Origin of the sequence: Streptomyces sp. NRRL S-646 (assembly GCF_000720765.1) — a bacterium.
In the GTDB taxonomy this organism is placed as follows: Bacteria; Actinomycetota; Actinomycetes; order Streptomycetales; family Streptomycetaceae; genus Streptomyces.
This window is the reverse complement of sequence record NZ_JODC01000002.1, coordinates 73,395-95,522: the sequence shown is the minus strand read 5'-3', so window position 1 is coordinate 95,522 and position 22,128 is coordinate 73,395. Positions and strand designations below refer to the sequence as shown.

General features: G+C 72.7%; 18 protein-coding genes and 4 pseudogenes. 13 read left to right on the top strand and 9 right to left on the bottom strand.

The features are described from left to right. The first annotated feature begins 22 nt into the window (after window positions 1-22). Window positions 23-1,180: an ROK family transcriptional regulator gene (locus IH68_RS0103015; RefSeq protein ID WP_030927845.1), complete on the top strand. Its 1,158-nt coding sequence runs from the start codon at window positions 23-25 to the stop codon at window positions 1,178-1,180. Between the two features lie 70 nt (window positions 1,181-1,250). Here IH68_RS0103015 and IH68_RS0103010 read toward each other — a convergent pair whose 3' ends face one another. Next, a complete protein-coding gene (locus IH68_RS0103010) occupies window positions 1,251-2,012 on the bottom strand; it encodes a GntR family transcriptional regulator (RefSeq protein ID WP_030927842.1) in 762 nt (253 codons plus the stop codon). Between the two features lie 190 nt (window positions 2,013-2,202). After that, window positions 2,203-3,087 carry an RNA polymerase sigma-70 factor gene (locus tag IH68_RS0103005; protein WP_030927839.1) on the bottom strand — a complete coding sequence of 295 codons (885 nt, stop codon included), beginning with the start codon at window positions 3,085-3,087 and terminating at the stop codon, window positions 2,203-2,205. Between the two features lie 110 nt (window positions 3,088-3,197). Between IH68_RS0103005 and IH68_RS0103000 the strand changes: the two genes are divergently transcribed. Continuing rightward, window positions 3,198-3,851, top strand: coding sequence for an NADPH-dependent F420 reductase (locus IH68_RS0103000; protein WP_030927836.1), 654 nt, complete (start codon window positions 3,198-3,200; stop codon window positions 3,849-3,851). A gap of 109 nt (window positions 3,852-3,960) precedes the next feature. Then, window positions 3,961-4,791: an alpha/beta fold hydrolase gene (locus tag IH68_RS0102990; protein WP_030927834.1), complete on the top strand. Its 831-nt coding sequence runs from the start codon at window positions 3,961-3,963 to the stop codon at window positions 4,789-4,791. Window positions 4,792-4,884: 93 nt separating this feature from the next. Here the strand turns inward: IH68_RS0102990 and IH68_RS52640 are convergent. Beyond that, window positions 4,885-5,670, bottom strand: a pseudogene (locus IH68_RS52640) (EamA family transporter); the annotation flags it as partial. Window positions 5,671-5,717: 47 nt separating this feature from the next. Between IH68_RS52640 and IH68_RS0102980 the strand changes: the two are divergent. The 4 genes from IH68_RS0102980 to IH68_RS0102965 all read left to right on the top strand — a co-directional run bounded on the left by IH68_RS0102980 (window position 5,718) and on the right by IH68_RS0102965 (window position 12,454). Next, on the top strand, window positions 5,718-7,205 hold the full coding sequence (locus IH68_RS0102980; RefSeq protein WP_030927827.1) for a PLP-dependent aminotransferase family protein: 1,488 nt from the start codon (window positions 5,718-5,720) through the stop codon (window positions 7,203-7,205). A gap of 185 nt (window positions 7,206-7,390) precedes the next feature. Continuing rightward, window positions 7,391-8,974: an alkaline phosphatase D family protein gene (locus IH68_RS0102975; protein WP_030927823.1), complete on the top strand. Its 1,584-nt coding sequence runs from the start codon at window positions 7,391-7,393 to the stop codon at window positions 8,972-8,974. Between the two features lie 193 nt (window positions 8,975-9,167). Then, window positions 9,168-10,604: a GNAT family N-acetyltransferase gene (locus IH68_RS0102970; RefSeq protein ID WP_051833116.1), complete on the top strand. Its 1,437-nt coding sequence runs from the start codon at window positions 9,168-9,170 to the stop codon at window positions 10,602-10,604. Between the two features lie 158 nt (window positions 10,605-10,762). Continuing rightward, window positions 10,763-12,454, top strand: a complete 1,692-nt coding sequence (locus tag IH68_RS0102965; RefSeq protein ID WP_030927817.1) for a DUF885 domain-containing protein — start codon at window positions 10,763-10,765, stop codon at window positions 12,452-12,454. An 11-nt stretch (window positions 12,455-12,465) separates the two neighbouring features. On the opposite strand, the pseudogene IH68_RS52635 reads toward IH68_RS0102965, so the two are convergent. The 3 genes and pseudogenes from IH68_RS52635 to IH68_RS0102950 all read right to left on the bottom strand — a co-directional run. After that, window positions 12,466-12,648 (bottom strand): annotated as a pseudogene (locus IH68_RS52635) (SDR family oxidoreductase); the annotation flags it as partial. A gap of 137 nt (window positions 12,649-12,785) precedes the next feature. Continuing rightward, complete coding sequence (locus IH68_RS0102955; protein ID WP_030927815.1) at window positions 12,786-13,304, bottom strand: immunity 21 family protein; 519 nt, start codon at window positions 13,302-13,304, stop codon at window positions 12,786-12,788. A 71-nt stretch (window positions 13,305-13,375) separates the two neighbouring features. After that, window positions 13,376-13,858, bottom strand: coding sequence for a rhodanese-like domain-containing protein (locus tag IH68_RS0102950; RefSeq protein WP_030927813.1), 483 nt, complete (start codon window positions 13,856-13,858; stop codon window positions 13,376-13,378). Between the two features lie 128 nt (window positions 13,859-13,986). Between IH68_RS0102950 and IH68_RS0102945 the strand changes: the two genes are divergently transcribed. After that, the gene (locus IH68_RS0102945) at window positions 13,987-14,433 is read left to right on the top strand and encodes an Lrp/AsnC family transcriptional regulator (RefSeq protein ID WP_030927812.1); all 447 of its coding nucleotides are present in this window, start codon (window positions 13,987-13,989) and stop codon (window positions 14,431-14,433) included. Here IH68_RS0102945 and IH68_RS0102940 read toward each other — a convergent pair. After that, window positions 14,427-17,924: an AAA family ATPase gene (locus IH68_RS0102940; protein ID WP_030927811.1), complete on the bottom strand. Its 3,498-nt coding sequence runs from the start codon at window positions 17,922-17,924 to the stop codon at window positions 14,427-14,429. The two genes, IH68_RS0102945 and IH68_RS0102940, sit on opposite strands and share 7 nt — an antisense overlap. Further along, window positions 17,921-19,084, bottom strand: a complete 1,164-nt coding sequence (locus tag IH68_RS0102935; protein WP_030927810.1) for an exonuclease SbcCD subunit D — start codon at window positions 19,082-19,084, stop codon at window positions 17,921-17,923. The genes IH68_RS0102940 and IH68_RS0102935 overlap by 4 nt, the downstream gene beginning before the upstream one ends. A gap of 213 nt (window positions 19,085-19,297) precedes the next feature. Between IH68_RS0102935 and IH68_RS57720 the strand changes: the two are divergent. The 5 genes and pseudogenes from IH68_RS57720 to IH68_RS49510 all read left to right on the top strand — a co-directional run. Continuing rightward, window positions 19,298-19,690 (top strand): annotated as a pseudogene (locus tag IH68_RS57720) (MFS transporter); the annotation flags it as partial. A gap of 74 nt (window positions 19,691-19,764) precedes the next feature. Then, window positions 19,765-20,109, top strand: coding sequence for a hypothetical protein (locus IH68_RS59675; protein ID WP_234341168.1), 345 nt, complete (start codon window positions 19,765-19,767; stop codon window positions 20,107-20,109). Window positions 20,110-20,265: 156 nt separating this feature from the next. Next, window positions 20,266-20,403, top strand: a pseudogene (locus IH68_RS59670) (alkene reductase); the annotation flags it as partial. A gap of 70 nt (window positions 20,404-20,473) precedes the next feature. Further along, entirely contained in the window at window positions 20,474-20,617 is a 144-nt protein-coding gene (locus IH68_RS56960) for an alpha/beta fold hydrolase (RefSeq protein WP_199931839.1), read from the top strand. 205 nt (window positions 20,618-20,822) lie between these two features. Then, the gene (locus IH68_RS49510) at window positions 20,823-21,371 is read left to right on the top strand and encodes a TetR/AcrR family transcriptional regulator (RefSeq protein WP_051833114.1); all 549 of its coding nucleotides are present in this window, start codon (window positions 20,823-20,825) and stop codon (window positions 21,369-21,371) included. Between the two features lie 112 nt (window positions 21,372-21,483). On the opposite strand, the gene IH68_RS0102920 is transcribed toward IH68_RS49510, so the two are convergent. Beyond that, window positions 21,484-22,110 carry a YigZ family protein gene (locus IH68_RS0102920; protein WP_030927809.1) on the bottom strand — a complete coding sequence of 209 codons (627 nt, stop codon included), beginning with the start codon at window positions 22,108-22,110 and terminating at the stop codon, window positions 21,484-21,486. Window positions 22,111-22,128 lie beyond the last annotated feature (18 nt).

Genomic DNA, 22,128 nt, shown 5'->3' with positions numbered 1-22,128 from the left:
CACGAGCTGGGAGGACGGGACGTTGGGGCGGCTGACCGGCGGGGATCCCTCGCTGCTGCGAAGGATCAACTCCGCGGTGGTGCTGCACGCGCTGCGTGCCACGGACGCGGCGACACTGACGGAGATCACCCGCGTCACCGGCCTGTCCCGGCCGACCGTCGAGGGCGTCGTCGAGGGGCTCATCGAGGCGGGTTACGTCGTCGAGAAGGCGGCCGACGAGAGCGTGGTGCGACGGCAGGGGCGGCCCGCCCGGCGCTTCCGGTTCCGGGCCGAGGCCGGGCACCTGCTTGGCCTGGACATCGGCTCCCACCGGGTCGCCGCGCTCCTCGCCGACCTGGACGGCCGGGTGCTCGGCTCGGTCGCCAAGGACGTCGACGAGACCGCTCCGGCCGACGAGCGCCTGGAGCGGCTGCGCACTGCGGTGGCCGAACTGCTGCGCCGCGCCGGGGTCGCCCGCGGCTCGCTGCGGGCCGTGGGGGTCGCCTCACCCGGCATCGTCGAGGCCGACGGCACGGTGCGGCTGTGCGCGGCGCTGCCCGAGTGGACGGGGCTGCGCCTCGGCGAGCGGCTGAGCAGGTCCTTCAAGTGCCCGGTGCTGGTCGAGAACGACGCCAACGCCGCGGCCGTCGCCGAGCACTGGAAGGGCGCGGCCACCGAGTCCGACGACGTGGTGTTCGTGCTGGCAGGTCTGAGCCCGGGAGCCGGTTCGCTGATCGGCGGGCAGCTGCACCGGGGGTACGGCGGTGCGGCCGGCGAGATCGGCGCGCTGCACCTGCTGGGCCGCGAGGTGACCCCGGAGACGCTGCTGTCCACCACGGACGAGCCACTGCACCCGCTCGACGAACAGGCCGTCGCCGAGGTCTTCGCACAGGCCCGCGAGGGCGACCAGCGGGCCCGCGCGGCCGTCGACCGCTTCATCCAGCGGCTCGTCCACGACGTGGCCGCCCTGGTCCTGGCGCTCGACCCGGAACTCGTCGTCGTCGGCGGCTGGGCGGCCGGCCTGGACGGCGTACTGGAGCCCCTGCGCCGCGAGTTGGCGCGCTACTGCCTGCGCCCGCCGAAGGTGGCGCTGTCGCTGCTGGGCGAGGCGGCGGTGGCGACGGGAGCGCTCCGGCTCGCCCTGGACCACGTGGAGGAGCAGCTGTTCGCGGTGGAGGGCACGGTGACAGGGCGGCGCTGAGCCACCGGCGCCGCAACGCGCTGTGCCCCGGTGGAGTTCCGGGGCACAGCAGGTCCGGCGAGGCCGGGGCTCAGGAGGCCTGGCGCTCGGGCCCCTGGTGGATCTCCACGCCGCCGGAGTCACCGAAGGTCAGGCGGCAGGTGTCCGCGCGGTAGGTGGCTACGGAGAGTGCCGCGGTGCGGCCATCGGCGAGGAATCGGGTCGTGACCACGAGGACGGGCGCCCCCGGGAGCCGGTCGAGTTCCCTGGCGTCGTCCGCCCGGGCGGAACCGAGCTCGACGGCGCTCTCCCGGCCCTCCAGCTCCAGGCGCTGCAGCTCACGCAGCACCGCACGCGCGCGTGCCGGTCCCGACGGTGCGTCTATGGCGGAGAGGTCAGGCACCGACGACTCCGGGACGTAGAGCAGTTCCGCCGCGACGGGCTGGCCGTGGGAGACGCGCGAGCGGCGCACCGTGTACACGGTCTCCTCCAGGCCCGTCTCCAGCGCGGCGGCGACGGCCGCGGGCGGGGCTGCGGGCGTGCAGTCGACGGCCTGCCAGACGTCCCCGGAGGCCCCCGGCCAGGCGTGCTGCTCGGTGCCGACCGCGACGCCCACGCGCGGCGGGGCGACCGTCGTCCCGACGCCGCGGCGGCGCTGCAGCCTGCCTTCCAGTTCGAGCTGCTCCAGGGCCTGCCGCAGCGTGGCGCGCGCGACGCCGAAGCGGGCGGCCAGGTCGCGTTCGTTGGGCAGGATCTCGCCCACGGAGAACTCGGAGTCCAATGCCTCACTGAGCACGGTCTTGAGATGCCAGTACTTCGGTTCCGGCACCGATTCCAACTGCGTGGTCCCCACCCTGTCCTCCGCAATCGCCGTGGTCCGGCGGCGTTTTGGCGCCCTTGTTTATTAAAGGTTGTTGCACTTATCTGCGACCATAGGGCGGCCCAAACCCTTGGTCAAGACCAATCCTGGATTCCATGGGCGCTACACAGGGCGCTCGCCGCGCAGGGTTCACAAGGTGTTCGTACGGGACCGTCCTCGTCGCCTACGCGGAGGCCAGCGAGAGCAGCTTGTCCGGGTTGCGGATGATGTAGAGCGACTGGATGCGCCCCTCGAAGACGTCCACCTGGAAGACGCTGTCCGGCTTGCCTGCGGACAGGACGACGACCGCGAGGCCGCCGTTGAGCTCCATGAAGCGGAAGGACTGGTCCGGCACGCCCTTCCGCGCAGCCCCGACGAGGAAGCGGCCCACCTTGTCGGCGCTCTCCAGGACCCGCAGCGGTGCCCTGGACTTGCCGCCGCTGTCGCCCACCAGCCGCACATCGGGCGCCAGCAGCGCCATGAGCCCCTCCAGATCCCCCTCCGCCGCGGCGGCGAGGAACCGCTCGGTCAGCTCACGGCGCCGCCCGGGATCGACCTCGTAGCGCGGCCGCCGCTCCTCGACGTGCTTGCGGGCCCGCCCGGCGAGCTGGCGCACCGCCGCCTCACCGCGGTCGAGCATTTCGGCGATGTCCGCGTACGGGTAGCCGAAGGCCTCCCGGAGCACGAACACCGCCCGCTCCAGCGGCGACAGCGACTCCAGGACGACGAGGACGGCCAGCGAGACGGAGTCGGCGAGCACGGCCCGCTCGGCGGTGTCCGGGACGGTGTCCCCGAAGTCGGTCGCATAGGGCTCGGGCAGCCACGGGCCGACGTACGCCTCGTTGCGCGCCTTGACCTGGCGCAGCCGGTCGATGGCGAGGCGGGTGGTGATGCGCACCAGGTAGCCGCGCGGTTCGCGCACCTCGCTGCGGTCGGCGCCGGACCAGCGCAGCCAGGCCTCCTGGACCACGTCCTCCGCGTCGGCCACCCGCCCGAGCATGCGGTAGGCGACCCCCAGCAGGACGGGGCGGTGCTCTTCGAAGACGTCTGTCCGGGTGTCGGTGGTCACGGCCCCATCCCATGCGACGCGTCCGGACATGTCCAGGAGAAATCCGCGTGTCCCGGAGCAGAATGACCCGCGGGCCGCCGGCTGTCGGCGGCCGGACTTCGGAGGTGGCCATGCGGTACGCGGTTCTGGGCACGGGCGACGTCGGCCGCACTCTCGGCGGCAGGCTGGCACAGCTGGGCCACGAGGTGACGCTGGGCTCGCGCACTAAGGACAATCCCGCGGCCCTGGAGTGGGCGCGGGGCGCGGGCGCGCAGGCGCGGGCCGGCACGTTCGCGGAGGCGGCCTCGTCCGCCGAGGTGGTGGTGGTCGCCGTCGGCGGGCGGGTGGCGATCGCCGCTCTGGAGGCGGCCGGGGCGGCGAATCTCGACGGGAAGGTCGTCGTCGACGTCTCCAACCCGATGGCGTTCGAGGACGGGGAGCTGCGGCTGTCCCCCGTCGAGTCGGACAGCGTGGGCGAGCAGATCCAGCGCGCCTTCCCGCACGCGCGCGTGGTGAAGACGCTCAACACGGTCAACTCCAGGGTGATGGTGGATCCCGCGCTGGTACCGGGCGAGCACCACGTCTTCGTGTGCGGCGAGGACGCGGGCGCCAAGGAACAGGTCACCGGTCTGCTCGGGGAGTTCGGGTGGCCGCCGCACCGGGTGCTCGACCTGGGCGGCATCCGGTCGGCCCGCAGCGTGGAGATGCTGCTGCCGCTGTGGCTCGACCTCTTCCGGCATCTCGGGCATGCGGAGTTCAACCTGGAGGTGCGCAGGGGCCATTGAAAGCCGTACGGCCGGGATGTCGGCCACCATCAGGGGCTACCCGTCGGTAGCAATTGCTGACAAGCTGTCTACGGCGTCCGTCAGCGAGCCCCAGACGAGGAGCACCCCCATGTCCGCCACCGTCTCCTTCAAGGTCCCCACTCCACGCGGCCCGCAGCCCGTGACCGTCTCCTACGCGCGCGTGGGCAGCGGCGAACCGCTGCTCCTGCTGCACGGCATCGGTCACCACCGGCAGGCCTGGGACCCGGTGGTGGACATCCTCGCGACCGAGCGGGACGTGATCGCCGTGGATCTGCCCGGCTTCGGCGTCTCCCCGGCCCTGCCGGAGGGGCTCGACTACGACCTGCCCACGACGACGGCCGTCTTCGGGGCGTTCTGCGAGGCGCTGGGACTCGACCGTCCGCATGTGGCGGGCAACTCGCTCGGCGGTCTGCTCGCCCTGGAGCTCGGCCGTGAGCAGCTCGCACGGTCCGTGACCGCTCTGTCCCCGGCCGGGTTCTGGTCCGAGGCGGAGCGGCGCTACGCCTTCGGCGTGCTGCTCGCCATGCGGCACATCTCGCGGCGGCTGCCGCTGCCCCTGGTGGAGCGGCTGTCCCGCTCGGCGGCCGGCCGCACCATGCTGACGAGCACCATCTACGCCCGCCCGGGCCGCCGTTCACCCGAGGCCGTGGTCGCCGAGACGCTGGCTCTGGCGCAGGCGACGGGCTTCGACGCGACCCTCCGGGCCGGCAGCACCGTCCGGTTCACCGAAGACATCCCCACCGTCCCGGTCACCGTGGCCTGGGGCACCAGGGACATGCTGCTGGTACGGCGCCAGGGGGTGCGCGCCAAGCAGGTCGTGCCCCGGGCCCGGCTGGTGCGGCTGCCCGGCTGCGGGCACTGCCCGATGAACGACGACCCGGCGCTGGTCGCCCGCGTGATCCTCGACGGCAGCCGCTGACCGGGCACGCCTCAAGGTCAACGCGCCGGATCCGAGGGCGACTCCGGCGCCGACCAGAGCACTGCCGACGGCCTGGGCGGCCCCGTAGGAGCCCGTTGCGACGAGCGGGGCCGTGCAGGCGGCGGCGACCGGGATGAGGCCGGAGAAGAGCGTGGCGCGCTCGGCGCCGAGCCGCTGCATGGCCATGTACCAGCACACGAAGCCGACGACGGTGACGACCGCCGCCTGCCACAGCAGCGCGGCGGTCTCGGTGGTGTCGGGGCGCCGCAACCACGCCGTACCGTCCGCGAGCAGTCCGGCCGCCGCGGACTCGACCGCCGCGAGGCCGCACACCGTGGCCGACAGCAGCCGGGGCCCCAGGGGACGCAGAACGGGCACGGCGAGTACGGCGAAACCGACCTCGCCGGCCAGCGCGCAGGCCGAGAAGGCGATCCCCGTGCCGTCCGTACGCCCCCACCCCTGGACCGTGGAGGCACCACCGGCGACCAGCAAAGCCCCGTACAACACCCGCCGTTGGGGGCGGCGACCCTCAAGGAGTGGGACGACGACGGCCACCACCACGGGCGCGCATCCCACGAAGACGCCCGGCACCGCAGGTTCCGCGGATCGCTCGGCCGCGATGACGGCCAGGTTGAAGCCGACCATGCCGACGCCGGCGAGCAGGGCGAGGCGGGCCCAGTGGCGGGGTGCGAGCAGCCGCAGCCGCGCCGTCGCCCCCGCGCCGGCCAGCGGGGCGAGCAGCAGACAGGCGAGGCCGTAGCGGAGGAACTGGCCGCCCGCGTACGGGTAGTGGCCAAGGACGCTGTTCGCGGTGAAGGACCCGCCGACCAGGACACAGGCGAGTGCGGCGAGAAGGGCTCCGCGGGTGGTGGCGTTCATGGCAGCGACGCTAGGCAGCGCTGCGGTCCCGTTTAAGGTCCATTTCCATGACGTCATCGGAGACCAATCGGGCCGGCGATCCGCACGGCGACCGGAGCGGGAGTGCCGATCCGGCCGGGAGTGCGGACCCGGGCTCGCCCGCCTGGGAGCTGCTCCTGCCGGCCGCCGCCGCACCGGCACGCACGCGTGGACGTTCGCTGCAGGCAGCGCTGCGTGAGGCGGTGCGCACGGGGAGGCTGGCGCCGGGCACCCGGCTGCCGTCGAGCCGGGATCTCGCCGCCGATCTCGGAGTGTCACGGGGGCTGATCACCGAGGCGTACGAGCAGCTGACGGCGGAGGGCTATCTGCGCAGCGGGCGGGGCGCGGGCACCTGGGTGGGAGGCGCGGTGCGGGCCGCGCCGCCACGCGCGCGTGATCTCGCTCCCCGCTCCCCCGGTGCGCGCGCCGACTTCGTGCCCGGCACACCGGACCTGTCGCTGTTCCCGCGCGCCGCCTGGGCGGCGGCGCAGCGCGCGGTCCTGGCCGAACTGCCCCACCAGGACCTCGGCTATCCCGACCCGCGCGGGCTGCCCCAGCTGCGTACCGCCCTGGCGGAGCTGCTGGCGCGCCGCCGGGGTGTGGTCGCCGATCCGGAGCGGATCGTGGTCGTCTCCGGGGTGGCGCAGGCGACGACGCTGCTCGGATTCGCGCTCCACGCGCGCGGGTTGCGCACGGTCGGCGTGGAGGATCCCGGCAGCCCCCAGCATGACGCGCTGTATGCCTCCGCCGGTGTCAGCACCGTGCCTCTGCCCCTGGACGGCGAGGGAATCGTCGTCGAAGCGCTCCGGGACTCGGGCGTGCGGTCCCTCGTGACGACGCCCTCCCACCAGTTCCCCACCGGGATCGCCTACTCCGCGCGCCGCCGCACCGAACTGCTCGACTGGGCGCGGTCCGTTGACGGACTCGTCCTGGAGGACGACTACGACGGCGACTTCCGCTACGACCGTGCCCCCGTGGGCGCGCTGCAAGGACTGGACCCGGAACACGTGGCCTACACGGGCTCGGTCAGCAAGTCACTCGCCCCCGGACTGCGGCTGGGCTGGCTGCTCGTGCCCGAGGCGCTGGCCGACGAGGTCGTCGAGCGCAAGCGCACCATGGACCTCGGCCATCCCACCCTCGACCAGGCGCTGTTCGCCCACTTCGTGGAGCGCGGCGACTACGACCGCCAACTGCGCCGCTGCCAGCGCGCGTACCGCGAACGACGCGATGCGCTCGTGGCCGCGCTGCAGGCGCACTTCCCGGGCGCGGAGGTCGCCGGGATCGCGGCGGGACTGCACGTCATCGCCGCGCTCCCGCACCGGTACGGCCCCCAGGCGGACTTTCTCGCGCGGATGGCGGCGTCCGGTGTCGCCGTACGCCCGCTGGCGGACTACACGCACGGGCGTGCCGAGCACGAGGGCAGCGGCGGCATACGGCTGGTCCTCGGGTACGCACATCTGTCGCCCGCCCGGATCCGCGCAGGTGTACGACTGATGGCGCAGGCAGCCGGTGCATGACCGTGGGGTGGCCGGTGCGGAAAGAGACGGATGGCTCATCCCTTTCGCCCCGGTTGCCGCCCCGTCGCACACCGGTTCCCTTGTCCCGGCGGTCAGTTGTTCACTTGTGGTTTCCGTGTGCGCTGCGGCGCACCAGTAGTTGTGGCATCGCACACTGGCCGGATCCCGTCCCTGGAGGCGCTTCCATGACACACCGTCCGTTCCCCGGGCGCCGCAGCGTCCTGCGCGGCTCCCTCGCCGCCTCGGCTGCCCTGACCCTGCCCACCACCCTCGGCGCGGCACCGGCGTTCGCCCTCTCGGGGCGCCCCCAGGCCGGCTGGGGCGTGCAGGCGGGAGACGTGACCTGCGACTCGGGGCTGGTGTGGGTGCGCTCCGACCGTCCGGCCCGGATGATCGTCGAGACGTCCGCGACCGAGTCCTTCCGCAACCCGCACAGATGGCACGGCCCGCTGCTCGGCGCGGACTCGGACTTCACCGGCACCACCCGGCTGCACGGGCTGCCGTCCGGCGAGCAGATCCACTACCGCGTGCTGCTGGCCGACCCGGACGACCCGCGCCGCACGGGTGAGCCGGTGACCGGCACGTTCCGTACGGCCCCGACGAAGCGCCGCCAGGGCGTGAAGTTCGTGTGGTCCGGCGACCTGGCGGGACAGGGCTGGGGCATCAACGAGTCGATCGGCGGCTACCGCATCTTCGATGCGATGGCGAAGGTGAACCCCGACTTCTTCCTGTGCAGCGGCGACAACATCTACGCCGACGGCCCGATCTCCGCCACCGCCACACTGCCGGACGGCAGCATCTACCGGAACGTCACCACCGAGGAGAAGTCGCACGTCGCGACCACTCTGGACGACTACCGGGGCAACTTCCGCTACAACCTGCTCGACCAGGCGCTGCGCCGGTTCAACGCCCAGGTCCCGAACATCATCCAGTGGGACGACCACGAGGTCCGCAACAACTGGTACCCGGGCGAGGTCATCGGCACCGGCACGCCCTACCCGGCCGGCACCAGGCTCGACGACCTGGCGCTGCGCTCCCGGCAGGCCTTCTCCGAGTACTTCCCGATCTCCACCATCAGCGGGCGCCCCGACGGCCGGATCTACCGCAAGGTCAGTCACGGCCCGCTGCTGGACGTGTTCGTGCTCGACATGCGCACCTACCGCAACGCCAACTCGCCGGACACCCAGACCACGGACCCGGTGGGCATCCTCGGCCGGGAGCAGCTGGAGTGGCTCAAGCGGGAACTCTCCCGGTCCCGCGCGGTGTGGAAGGTGATCGCCAACGACATGCCGCTCGGACTGGTCGTGCCCGACCCGGTCGAGGGCAAGCCGAACTTCGAGGCCGTCGCGCAGGGCGACCCGGGCGCCCCGCTGGGCCGCGAGCTGCAGATCGCCGAACTGCTGCGGTTCATCAAGCACCGGCGGATCACCGGCACCGTGTGGCTGACGGCCGACGTGCACCACACCTCCGCCCAGCACTACGACCCGACGCGGGCCGCGTTCAAGGACTTCGAGCCGTTCTGGGAGTTCGTGTCCGGCCCGCTCAACGCCGGCGCCTTCCCGGCCAACGCACTCGACAACACCTTCGGCCCCGACCGGGTGTTCGTGAAGGCGCCGACCACCGCGAACGTCTCACCGGCCCAGGGCTACCAGTTCTTCGGCGAGGTCGACATCGACGGGGACAGCGGCGAGTTGACGGTGCGGCTGCGCGAGTACGACGGCACCGTGCTGTTCACGCAGGTGCTGCAGCCGGGTCGGGTCGGCCAGTAGCTCCCGTACCCTTTTCGTGGACCGCGCACCGGCGTCATCCCCCGGTGCGCGGTGCCGTTCCGCAGCTGCGAGCTTGCACGCCCGTACGCGTTTTCGCAGCTACAAAGGGGCATAACCACACTTTACCGATCAGTCACAAAGCGTTCGTGATCACGCAACACGTTTCCTTCACAGTGGTTGCATGAGTCGAGAAATGTCTGATGTAACCCGTGCCAAGCACGGACGTCCCGTACACCACTGGCGGCGCGACGTCGTCGAACTCGCCGCCCTGTTCACGTCCGTCGCCGTGGCCGACGGCGTGGCGGACCTGGTCGGGCACGGGCCCGACGGTCCGGCGCTGCTGGTGATCTCGGCGGTCGCCCTGGCCGCCACGGCGGGGTTCCACACCTGGTGGACACGCCGCCACGGTCATGCACCTCCGGCCGGCGATACCGACGCCCGGTCGCTGCCGCAGGAGCAGCAGGCCGGGCCGTCCGACGAGTCTTCGGCGACGCAGGAGACCGTGCCCGGTCAGAGCTCGCTGTGGCGGATGCGGACGACGGTGAAGGACGAACCGGGGTCGCTGGCCGCGCTGTGCACGGCGCTGGCCGGGCGGCAGGTCGACATCCTGAGCCTGCAGACGCATCCGCTGGCCGAGGGCACGGTGGACGAGTTCCTGCTGCGGGCTCCGGGCGGGCTCATGGCAGGCGAGCTCACCAAGGTGGTCTCGCTGGCCGGGGGTGCCGACACCTGGATCGAGCGGGCCGACGCCCACGATCTGGTGGACGCGCCGACCCGCGTCCTGGGCCTGGCCACCCGCACCGCGTTGGACGCGGCCGAACTCCCGCTCGCACTGCGGCAGTTGCTGGGCCGATGCACCATCCGCCAGTTGCCCGCCGCGCCGGTCGGCGGCGGCCGGGGCCCGGGGGACGTGCCGGTGGAGGGAGCGCTCGAGGACACCGTGATGCGGCTGCGGGCGCCGGAAGGCGGAGTCATCACCGTGGAGCGGCCGTATCTGCCGTTCACCCCGACCGAGTTCGCCCGCGCGCGGGCGCTGGTGGAGCTGGACGCCCGGCTCGGGCCGCGCGTGCCGCACAGCCAGGACGTGCTGACACTGCCCGAGGGCAACGAGATCACCGTACGCCGGGCCGACGCGAGTGACCTGGAGGCCGCCAAGGCGATGCACGAGCGGTGCTCCGCGCGGACGCTCGCCATGCGCTACCACGGGCCGGTCGGCGACGCGGACCGCTATCTGAGCCACCTGCTCAGCCCGCGCTTCGGCCGCACCCTCGCGGTGCAGACCACCTCGGGGCGCCTCGTCGGCCTCGGCCACCTGCTGTGGGACGGGGACGAGACGGAGGTCGCGCTGCTCATCGAGGACAAGTGGCAGCGCCGCGGCATCGGAGGTGAACTGCTGGAACGGCTGGTGGCAATGGCGGTCGAGGGAGGCTGCGAGAGCGTGTACGCCGTGACACAGGCCTCCAACACCGGCATGGTCGCGGCGATGCGCGGCCTGGGGCTCCCCCTCGACTACCAGATCGAGGAGGGCACCCTGGTCATCACGGCCCGCCTGCAGACGGGCCAGGCAGGCTCCCGGCTGCCGTACGGGGTGGCGGAGGAGCACGTCGGCGAGCGGATCGCACGGGACTAGGGCCCGGCACAGGACACCTGGGACGGCCCGGCGGGAACGCCGGGCCGTCCGGCGTCCGGGGGTCGGGCCCCGGAGCGCGTCGTATGCCCGCTCCGCCGGGTACGCCCTCGGCTCAATCAGGGTGACGTGCGGCGGCTACTCGTATGAGGATGGACCGCATGTCACAGACGACGAACCCGCTGCCCCGCGAGGTCGCCGACGCATACGTCGACGAGCTCATCGCCCTCGACCCGGTGACCGGAACGTACCTCGGTGTGAAGGAGAGTTCGAGCAGGCTGCCCGACCTCTCGCCCGCCGGTCAGGAGGCGCTCGCGGAACTGGCACGGCGGACCCTGGCGCGGCTCGACGAGGCCGAGCGGCTACCCGGCGCGGACAGTGACATCGAGCGCCGTTGCGGCCGGCTGCTGCGTGAGCGGCTGACCGCCGAACTGGCCGTGCACGAGGCCGAGGAGGGTCTGCGCCGCGTCGGGAACATGGCCACGCCCGCGCACTCGGTGCGCGAGGTGTTCACCGTGACGCCGAACCAGTCCGAGGAGGACTGGGCGGCGATCGCCCAGCGGCTGCGTGCCGTGCCGGCCGCGTTCGCCGGTTACCGCGAGTCCCTCTCCCTCGGTCTGGAGCGCAAGCTGTACGCGGCTCCGCGCCCGACGGCCACGTTCGTCGAGCAGCTCACCGAATGGTCGGACACGGACGGCAAGGGCCGCGGCTGGTTCGAGGACTTCGCCTCGGCGGGCCCCGAGGCGCTGCGGGCGGAGCTCGACGAGGCGGCGAGTGCGGCGACCGCGGCCGTCGTGGAGCTGCGCGACTGGATGCGCGACGTGTACGCGCCGGCGATCGAGGGCGCGCCGAACACCGTCGGCCGTGAGCGGTACGGGCGCTGGGCGCGCTACTTCAACGGCACGGACCTCGACCTGGACGAGGCGTACGCGTACGGCTGGGCCGAGTTCCACCGGCTGCTCGGCGAGATGAAGCAGGAGGCGGAGAGGATCCTGCCCGGCGCCGAGACGCCGTGGGTGGCGCTCGCGCACCTCGACGAGCACGGCAAGCACATCGACGGCGTCGACGAGGTCCGCGACTGGCTGCAGGGCCTGATGGACCAGGCGATCGACGAACTGGACGGCACACACTTCGAACTCGCCGAGCGGGTACGGAAGGTGGAGTCCTGCATCGCCCCGCCCGGCGGCGCGGCAGCCCCGTACTACACGCCTCCGTCGGAGGACTTCTCCCGTCCGGGCCGCACCTGGCTGCCGACGATGGGGCAGACCCGTTTCCCGGTCTACGACCTCGTCTCGACCTGGTACCACGAGGGCGTCCCCGGCCATCACCTCCAGCTGGCGCAGTGGGCGCACGTCGCCGCGGACCTCTCCCGCTACCAGGCCACCATCGGCGGGGTCAGCGCCAACGCCGAGGGCTGGGCGCTGTACGCGGAGCGGCTGATGGACGAACTGGGCTACCTCACGGACGCGGAGCAGCGGCTCGGCTACCTCGACGCGCAGATGATGCGGGCGGCCCGGGTCATCGTCGACATCGGCATGCACCTGGAGCTGGAGATCCCCGCGGACTCCCCCTTCCACCCCGGCGAACGCTGGACTCCCGAGCTGGCCCAGGAGTTCTTCGGCGCGCACAGCAGCCGGCCGGCGGACTTCGTGGAGAGCGAGCTGACCCGCTACCTGACCATCCCCGGCCAGGCGATCGGCTACAAGCTCGGCGAGCGGGCCTGGCTGCAGGGCCGCGCGAAGGCGCGCGAGCGGCGCGGCGAGGCCTTCGACCTCAAGGCCTGGCACATGGCGGCGCTCTCGCAGGGCTCGCTCGGCCTGGACGACCTGGTGGACGAGCTGGCCCAGCTCTGACAGCCGGCAGGTCAGTGGCGGAAGCCGCCCTCCAAGTCGATCACCTGGCCGGTGATCCGGTCCGCCTCGTCCGTGGCGAGCCACGCGATGAGGCGGGCGGGGCCGTCGGGCATGCCCCAACGCCCGGACGGGAAGCGGGAGGCGACCGCCTGGTACGTCTCCCCGGTCACGTCATCCGTGTCCACCGGACCGGGGGCGCAGTTCTTCGGGGGCGGGATGCGGCAGTCGGGGCATGGATGAGCGTGATGGGCAACGCTTCTGCGCGGCGCACGCGATTATCCGTGCTCGACCATGAGTGCTCGACCGTCCGTGCTGGACTGTCGGTGCTGGACTATCCGTGCTCGATGCGTCGCAGCTGGACCAGGCCCAGCCAAGTCTCCGGTCCCGGCTGGACGTTGGCCGCGCGCACGGCGTACCGCCCCGGTTCCAGCACGATCCGCAGGCAGTCGGTCCGCTCCGTTTCGGATCCGGGCCAGGCCGAGTCGAACAGTACGACCGTGCCGGGCACTTCCCAGCGCACCTCGGGTCCCCAGTCCGCCGTGGCGAGGGCCGCGGGGACGCCGGCCAGGAGCTCGGCCTCGGAGTTCGCCGCCCACCACCGTATGAAGGCGGCGTGCTCGGGCAGGAAGGCGGTGGAGGCGGGTTCGTCGCCCAGGACCAGGGCAGCCGAGTCACCGACCGGGAGCAGCCCGACGAATCCGTCGACCTCGCAGGCCCGGTCGTAGTCGGAGGCGGTCTCCTCACCGTCGGCGCCCGACCAGAACGGCAACACCGTCTCCGGCACCGCAATGAGCGGCCCGCCGCCCGACTCGACCCATTCCAGCGCACCGGGTTCCGCGTATCGCACCATGGCGCAGAACCGTACACGGCCGCGGAACCCAGGAATCCGCCGTCCCCCGTCCCTCCCCGCAGCCCTTCGGTTCAGCAGCCGCAGTCCTCCGCGTCGACCGGGGCCGTCAGCGGGTCGGCGGGGCGGCGCTCGCGGCCCTGCCAGGTCTCGTACTCGAAGCCCTCGCGCGCCCAGTACTCGAAGCCGCCGAGCATCTCCTTGACCTGGTAGCCGAGTTCGGCGAGGGCGAGCGCGGCGCGGGTGGCGCCGTTGCAGCCGGGGCCCCAGCAGTACGTGACCACCGGCACCGCCTTGTCGAGGAGCTGTTCGGCCTGCTCGGGGATGAGCGCGGTCGGCAGGTGGATCGCACCGGGGATGTGTCCCTGGTCCCAGGACTCGGTGGAGCGGGAGTCCAGGACCACGAACCCCGGGTCGCCGTCGGAGGCGAGTGCTGCGGCGACGTCCGACACGTCGGCGTGGAAGACGAGGCTTGTGCGGAAGTATGCGGCGGCCTCGGCCGGGGCCGCCGGGGCCACGCGCAGGACAGGGTTGACGGCGGTCGCGGTGCTGCTCATGATCCGGCCTGCTTTCTCCGAGGTTGTCGCTTCAGCCAGAAAATCTACGGCCGCCGATGATCTCCCAGAAGGGGCATTCCGCTGCCTGTGCCTTGCCCGGCCGGGGATTCCCCTGCTATCTCTGCGCCATGACCGTGTTTTCCCCGGACGCCACCGACTGGCGCATCCTCGATGTCCTCCAGCGCGAGGGTCGGGCCAGCTTCGCAGAGCTGGCCCGCGCCGTCTCCATGTCGCCGAGCGCGGTCACCGAACGGGTGCGCCGCCTGGAGGAGGCGGGCGTCATCCAGGGGTACGCGGCCGTCGTGGACCCCGAGCGGCTGGGGCTGCCGATCCTCGCGTTCGTCCGGCTGCGCTATCCGAACGGCAACTACAAGCCCTTCCACGACCTGGTCGCCGTGACGCCCGAGATCCTCGAGGCCCACCATGTGACGGGCGACGACTGCTTCGTCATCAAGGTCGCCGCCCGCTCGATGCGTCACCTGGAGGAGGTGTCGGGCAAGATCGGCGCACTCGGCTCGGTGACCACGAGCGTCGTGTACTCGTCCCCGCTGCCCCGACGGCCTCTCGGTCATTGACCTCGCTGCCGCAGCACCGAGCCCGATCTTCCCTTGACGACCTCCAGTTGGGCGTGGATACGGCGTCTGAGGTCGGCGACGTGGCTGACGATGCCGACGCTGCGGTCGCGCTCGCGCAGGGAGTCGAGCACGTCGAGGACCTCGTCGAGCGTCTGGTCGTCGAGGCTGCCGAAGCCCTCGTCGATGAAGAGCGTGTCCAGGCGGACTCCGCCGGCCTCGTCGGTGACGACGTCCGCGAGACCGAGGGCGAGCGCCAGGGAGGCGAAGAACGTCTCGCCGCCGGACAGCGTCGCCGTGTCCCGCTCGCGTCCGGTCCACGCGTCGACGACGTGCAGTCCGAGACCGCTGCGGCCGCGGCCGGTCCGGTCGTCGGAGTGGACGAGGGTGTAACGGCCGGACGACATGCGCTGCAGACGTACGGTCGCGGCGGCGGCCACCTGTTCCAGACGGGCCGCCAGCACATACGACTCCAGGCGCATCTTCCGTTCGTTGTCCGCAGAGGTGCCCGCGGCGAGGGAGGCCAGCCGGGCCACCCGGTCGTACTCCTCGCGCAGCGGGGCCAGCCGCCGTACGCCCGCGGCGGACCGGGCGGAGAGCCGGTCCAGTTCGGTGCAGCGGCGGGCCGCCGCGTCGCGTGCGGAGGCGGCGTCGCGCAGCCGCTGGGCCGCCACGGCGGCGGCCCGTTCCGCCGAGGCGAGGTCGGCGGGCGGCTGCTGGGCGGCGGCCGCGGTGTCGACCTCGGCGAGGACGGCGCGCACGGCGGCCTCCTCGGACTGCCAGGCATCCAGGCGGCGTTGGAGTTCGCGGTGGGCGGTGTCGTCCAGGAGTGCGGCGGCCGCGGCCTGCGGGGTGTCGAAGCCGGCCCTGAAGGCGGCGTCGGCGAGCCGTGAGTCGGCGTGCTTGAGCCGCTGGGCGGTGTCCTCGGCCACCCGCGCGGTGTCGGCGCCCTCGGTGAGCAGCGCGACCTGCCGCTCCAGCTGCGCGGCCCGCGCGGCCACGCTCTCCGCCGTGCCGCGCGCCTGCGCCAACTCCCCTTCCAGGCCGCTTCGTTCGCGGTCGAGCCGCTCGCGGTGGCCCACCCGCGAGGCGGCCCTGACCGCGGCATCCTGCCGCACCGCGGTCCGCCGCCCGTGCTCCTGCTCCGCCCGCCGCAGCTGATCGCTCGCGGGGTGCAGGTCGGAAGCGGCAGCGCGCACCTGCGCGTACAGCCGCTCCAACTCCTCCACTTCTTCGGCGAGTCGGGCTGTGGGCGTGTCGCCCGCCTCGGCGGTGGCGGCGGCCAGCGCCTCTCGTACGACGCCGAGGCGCCGCTCGTCCTCGGCGCGCTGTTCGTCGGCGCGCTGGTAGGCGGCGAGGGCGCGCTCCTCGGCCTCGCGGTCGACGTGCCCGGCGACCTTGCGCGCGGGGGCGGGGTGTTCGGTGGCGCCGCAGACGGCGCACGGCTCGCCGTCGGCGAGGCTCGCGGCCAGCTCGGCCGCGATGCCGTTCAGCCGCTGTTCCTTGAGGTCGAGCCAGTGGGCGCGGGCCTCGGTGGCACGTTCGCGGGCGGCGAGCACGCGCGCGTGGGTCTCGTCGGTGTCGCGGGCGAGCTGGTCGCGCTGGCGGGCCGCGCCGAGCCTGCGCTGCGCGGGCTCGCGCTGCACGCCGAGTTGCTCGGCCCTGGTCGCGGCCTCCTGCGCGGATTCGATACGGGCCTGCAGTCCGGCGCGGGTCGTCTCCCAGTCCGCGAGCCAGGCCTCGGCCTCCTGCAGCACGTCCTCGTCGGCGCGCTCCTGCCGGTCCAGACCGGCACGCTCCGCGACGAGTTCGGCCAGTCGCTGTTGGGCGCGCCGGGCGGACTCCAGGCCACCGAGCTCCTCGGCGGTCCGCCGTGCGGCAGCGGCCAGTCCTGCGGCACCGGCGTCGGCAAGAGCACCACGCGGCTCCTCGCGCGTGCCGGTGCCGCCACGCGCGCCCGGCAGCTCCCCGCGCGTGCCCGGTTCGGCGACCGCGTCCCTCGGCCCCGCAAGTCCGGTCGCTCCGGCTTCGGCATCAGCGTCCCGCGGCAGCGCAGAAGCGGACCCATCGGCAGCCGCGAGCCCATCCCGCGACCCCGCAATCCCGGCCGCATCCACGCAACCGTCCTGCGCCCCCGCAAACGCAGCCGCGCCGGGACCCGCGCAACCGCCCCGCGGCACCGCAATCCCAGCCGCATCGGTGTCCCCGTCACCAGCTCGCCACCTCGTGAGTCCACCCCCGCCGACCTCGTCGACGGCCCGCGGCCTCGCAGTCCCGACTGCACGGGCATCGCCATCAGCACCTTGCCATCCCGTGCGTCCAGCCGCACCGGCCCCACCGATGGCGTCACGCGGCCCCGGGAACCCGGCCGCACCCACCTCGGAGCCCTCCGCCCGGGAACCCGCGTGCCCCTCAGCGAGGGCTTCCCGCAGCAGTGCACGCGCGCGTGCCGCCGCCTGTGCAGCGCGCCGGTGTTCCTCCTCGACGGCCTCCCGCAGCTCCAGCGCGGGCGCCACCGCCTCGGCCTTGCGGGCCCGCTCCATGCGCGCCTGTGCCTCCCGGTGCGCGTCGGCCCGCTCCTCCAGCCGTGCGGCGCGCTCGCGCGCCTCGGCGAAGCGCTGCTGCAGCCGGGCCACTTCGTGTACGTCGCTCAGCGCGCGCTCGGCGGCCGCCTGCGCCGATTCCGCGGCCGTGAGGCGGCAGTGGGCGATGGTCAGCTGTTCCCGCGCGGTGCTGCGGGCGACAGCCGCGGCACTGACGACGGCCTCCGCCAACCCCGGCTCCCCCGGCGCCAGTTGAGGCAGTTCCATCGCGCCGCCCGCCGCCTGCTGCATACGGTGTGCGTCGGCCAGCAGTGCGGCGTCCCCCTCGCGCACCTGCGCCTCGGCCGCGCGGCGGCGCTCCGCGAGCCGCTTCTCGACCTCGGCGAAGCGGTGGGTGTCGAAGAGGCGGCCCAGCAGCTTGCCGCGCGCCTCGGCATCGGCGCGCAGGAAGCGCGCGAAGTCGCCCTGGGGCAGCAGCACGACCTGGCAGAACTGTTCGCGGCTCATGCCGAGCAGCTGAGTGATCTCCTCGCCGATCTCCTGGTGCGAGCGGCTGAGGTCCTTCCAGGCACCGGCCGTCGCGTCGTACTCACGCAGCCAGCTCTGGGCCTTCTCCAGGGTCGTGCCCGAGCCGCGCTTCTTGGGGCGCTCCCAGGGCGGCTGCCGGGTGACCTCCAAGCGGCGTCCGGCGACGGTCAGTTCGAGGGTCACCCCGGTGCGCGTACCGGATGCCGCGTGATCGCTGCGCAGGGCCAGGCCCTGGCTGCTCTGGCGGGCGCCGGGAACGGAGCCGTACAGCGCGTAGCACACCGCGTCGAGGACGGACGTCTTGCCCGCACCCGTCGGTCCGTGCAACAGGAAGAGCCCGGCGGCCGACAACTCGCCGAAGTCGACGGTCTGGGAGCCGCCGAACGGCCCGAACGCCGTGATGTCCAGCCGGTGCAGCCTCATCGCGCGACCTCCCGTACGGCCTCGTCGGCACGCACCGCGTCGAACGCGTCCCGCAGCACGGCCTGTTCACGCTCGTCGGGTCCGGCGCCACGCACATGGGCGACGAAGTCCTCGGCGATCTCCTGGTCGCTGCGGCCCGCGAGCCGCCTGGCGTAGGACACGTCCGGGTCGTCCGGTGCCCGCTCGGGGTCGAAGGCGAGGCTGAGGGTGTGCGGGAAACGCTCGGTGAGCCGCGCCATGGGGTCGGCCGGGCGGACCGGGTCGGTGAGGGTGGCCTCGACCCACGCCTCCTCGTGCCCGGCGAGCCCGGGATCGGCGAGCAGTTCCTCCAGAGGGCCCCGGATTCTGGCCAGCGCGCGCGGCACGGGGCAGTCGACGCGCTCGGCGGTGACGGAGCCGTCGGCGTCGAGGTCGACGAGCCACATGGTCTTGCGGTGGTCGGCCTCCGAGAAGGAGTACGGCAGCGGGGAGCCGGAGTAGCGCACGCGCTCGGTGATCGTCTGGCAGCCGTGCAGATGGCCGAGTGCCGCGTAGTCCACACCGTCGAAGACCCCGGCGGGCACGGCCGCCACCCCGCCGACGGTGATGTCCCGCTCGCTGTCGCTGGCCTCGCCGCCGGTGACGAAGGCGTGAGCGAGCACTACGGAACGGGTGCCCCGCGCGCGGGTGGCGAGGTCGGCGCGGACCCGGTCCATGGCTGCGGCGAGCACCGCCTCGTGTCCCGCTTTCTCCACGCCGAACTCGTCCTTGACCAGGGCCGGTTCGAGATACGGCAACCCGTAGAAGGCCACGTCACCGTGGGCGTCGGACAGCACGACCGGTGTCCCGCACGCCGACGGCTCGGTCCTCAGATGGATGCCGGCCCGCCCGATGAGACCGGCACCGACGCCCAGCCGACGGGCCGAGTCGTGGTTCCCGGAGATCATCACCGTGGGCACGCCCAGGTCGGCCAGGCGGTGCAGCGCGTCGTCGTACAACTCGACCGCGGCCAGCGGCGGCACCGCCCGGTCGTACACGTCCCCCGACACGACCACCGCGTCCACACCGCGCTCACGCACGGTCGTGACGAGGTGACCGATGAACTCGGCCTGGGCCCCGAGCATGTTCACCCGGTGGAACGCCCGGCCCAGATGCCAGTCGGAAGTGTGCAGCAATTTCATGAAATCGCTCTGACCTGCACGTTTACCCCTACTGCGCCTCAAGAACCAGCACGAACCAGCACGGGGCTCGCCGTCAACGCTTGCCACGCTAACGCATGCCGCCCCCTGATCCACCGCACACCTCAGATCACCCTGGAAATCGAGAGTCCTCTCCCACTGCCGCTCCCTCCCACCGCCCGGCACGCGATACCGCGCGGTCCGTCGTGGCCGGCCCCGGTCGTCGGGGCGGGAATGATCCTCAACGCGGTGGGCCTGGGGCTCTGGGCGCTGGCCGTCGAACCCGACGCGTCGTACACCGCCTTGCTGCCGGCGCTGATCGTCTGCGGCATCGGCATGGGGACGTTCTTCGCCCCGTCCGCGAACCTCGTCATGAGCACCGTCCGCCCGGAGGAGGAGGGCATCGCCTCGGGTGCCAACACCGCGATCCGCGAGGTCGGCGGCGCCCTTGGAGTCGCGTCACTGGCAGCCGTCCTCTCCGCCCAGGGCGACTACGGGTCCGCCTCACTGTTCGTCGACGGCCTGACCTCGGCGCTCTGGGCCGGCGCCGGTGCGGTCGCCCTGGCCGCTGTGCTGCTCTTCGCGATCCCCGGGCAGCGCAAGGTCGGCCGCCACACTGCCGACGCCCTGGCCTCGGGCGATGCCACGGCCGATGCCCCGGCCGCTCTTGTGCTCAACGCCCTGTGGAACCCGACATTCGCCGGAGACATCCCGCTGCCGCACCGGCTGGCGATGGCCCCTCTGACACGGAGCCGATCCACCCCGGAAGGGGTATCGTCCGAGCTGAACGCCGAGTACTACGCCAGCGCTCCTCCCACGCCCTTCTCATTACCGAGGGCACCCAGCCCTCGGCCGACGGACAGGGCTACCCGGTCACCCCCGGCATCTACACCGAGGAGCACATCGCCGGCTGGCGCAAGGTCACCGACGCCGTACACGCCGCCGACGGACGGATCGTCATCCAGCTCATGCGCGTCGGACGCATCTCCCACCCCGACAACACCCCCCCCACGGCCGACAGCCCGTAGCCCCCTCCGCGATCAAGCCGGCCGGCGTCACCTTCACCGCATCCGGCCTGCAGGAAATGCCGGAGCCCCGCGCACTGTCCACCGAGGAAGTCACCGCGACCGTCGACGACTTCCGCCGCGCCGCCGCGGCCGCCATCGCCGCCGGGCGCCGACGGTGTGGAGATCCACGGCGCCAACGGCTACCTGGTGCATCAGTTCCTCTCCACCCACACCAACCAGCGCACCGACCGCTACGGCGGCTCCATCGAGAACCGCATCCGCTTCGCCCTGGAGGTCGCCACCGCCGTGGCCGACGAGATCGGCGCCGGCCGCACCGGCATCCGGATCTCTCCCGGCAACCCCTTCAAGCGGCGAGAGCGACAGGATGGTGCCGACGAAGAACTCGCACGACATGGCCCGGCGCCTGCCCAACGCCGAGTTGGTGGTCTACCCCGACGCGGGTCACGGCGGCATCTTCCAGCTCCACGACCAGTTCGTGAAGACAGCCAACGAGTTCCTCGACCGGTAGCAGGCGCGAAACGCAGCCGGCGCGTGACCCGAGGACGTGCCCAGGGCCGAAGAGCCCTCTGAACAAGTGGCTCGCGCCGAACGTTCTGGCGACAGAGGCGGACTCGGACAACCGAGGGACCGTGGGGGAAAGGCCGCCCTTCGAGTGAGGACAGGAGTGCTGGGTGCGATACGGGAAAGAGCACTAGCAGGCGAAAAGGCAGCGAATCGTCGAGACGGCCGGCCGCCGGTTCAAGCGAGACGGTATCGACGGCTCCGGGGTCGCAACGCTCATGGCGGACGCCGGGCTCACCAACGGCGCCTTCTACACCCACTTCGCGTCCAAGGAGGACCTTGTCGCCACCGCGGTCGCCGACCAACTGCGCGCGCAGAACGCGAACGTCGTCGCGCTAGCGGCGCCCGGTCGCGCCGGACTCGATCAGATCGTGGCCCGGTACCTGTCCGTCCGGCACCGCGACAGCCCGGCGGACGGCTGCCCCAACGCCGCCCTGCTGGATGAGATCGCGCGCTGCACGGACACGACCAGGAAGGCTTACACCGGCGGCGTGCTGACGCTCATCGACGGCATCACCGCCCGCATGGCGCCCCACGACCCGCTCTCGGTGCGCGTGCAGGCACTCGGTCTCCTCGCCATGATGGCCGGGACACTGCAGCTCTCCCGAGCTCTGCACGACCAGCAACTCGCCGACGCACTCCTCGCACAGGGCATCGACAACGCCCTGGCACTGCTCGGCACCGCCGAGCAGGTCAGCTGACGCACCGCATCACCAGCACGACCCACCGCGGAGACACCCCGGTGCGTTCTCCCGTATCGGCCCGTCATGAGCGGTCCCACGCTTGTCCGTTACGCCCTTTTCATTCCGATGCTCACACGTCCCCGTACGCCTCCCCGCCCAGTTCGAAGCCGGCCGTCCCGGCGGTCACGTCGGCGAGCCAGGCCCGGAAGGCGTCGACGTCGGAGTCCGGCAGGCCGACCTCGATGGTGACCGCCTCCCCGTAGCGCACGTCGCGCACCTCGCGTCCCGTCGAGTGCAGGTCGTTCTGGACCTTGCCGGCGCGCTGGTGGTCGACGGTCACCGTGGCCAGCCGGAACCTGCGGCGGGTGCGGGTGCCCAGTGTGTCCAGGGCCTCGCCGACCGCGCCGCCGTACGCCCTGATGAGTCCGCCCGCGCCGAGCTTGACGCCGCCGTAGTAGCGGGTGACGACGGCGACGACGTACCGCATGTCCCGGCGCAGCAGCATCTGCAGCATGGGGACGCCCGCGGTGCCGCCCGGTTCGCCGTCGTCGCTGGCCTTCTGGACGGAGGCGTCGGCGCCGATGACGTAGGCCCAGCAGTTGTGGGTGGCGTCCGCGTGCTCCTTGCGCACGGCGGCGATGAAGTCCTGGGCCTCCTGCTCGGTGGCCGCCGGCGCCAGGGCGCACAGGAAGCGGGAGCGGTTGACCTCGGTCTCGTGCACGCCCGCGTGGGCGACCGTGCGGTACTCGTCCTGCATCCGGTCAGCCTATGCGCC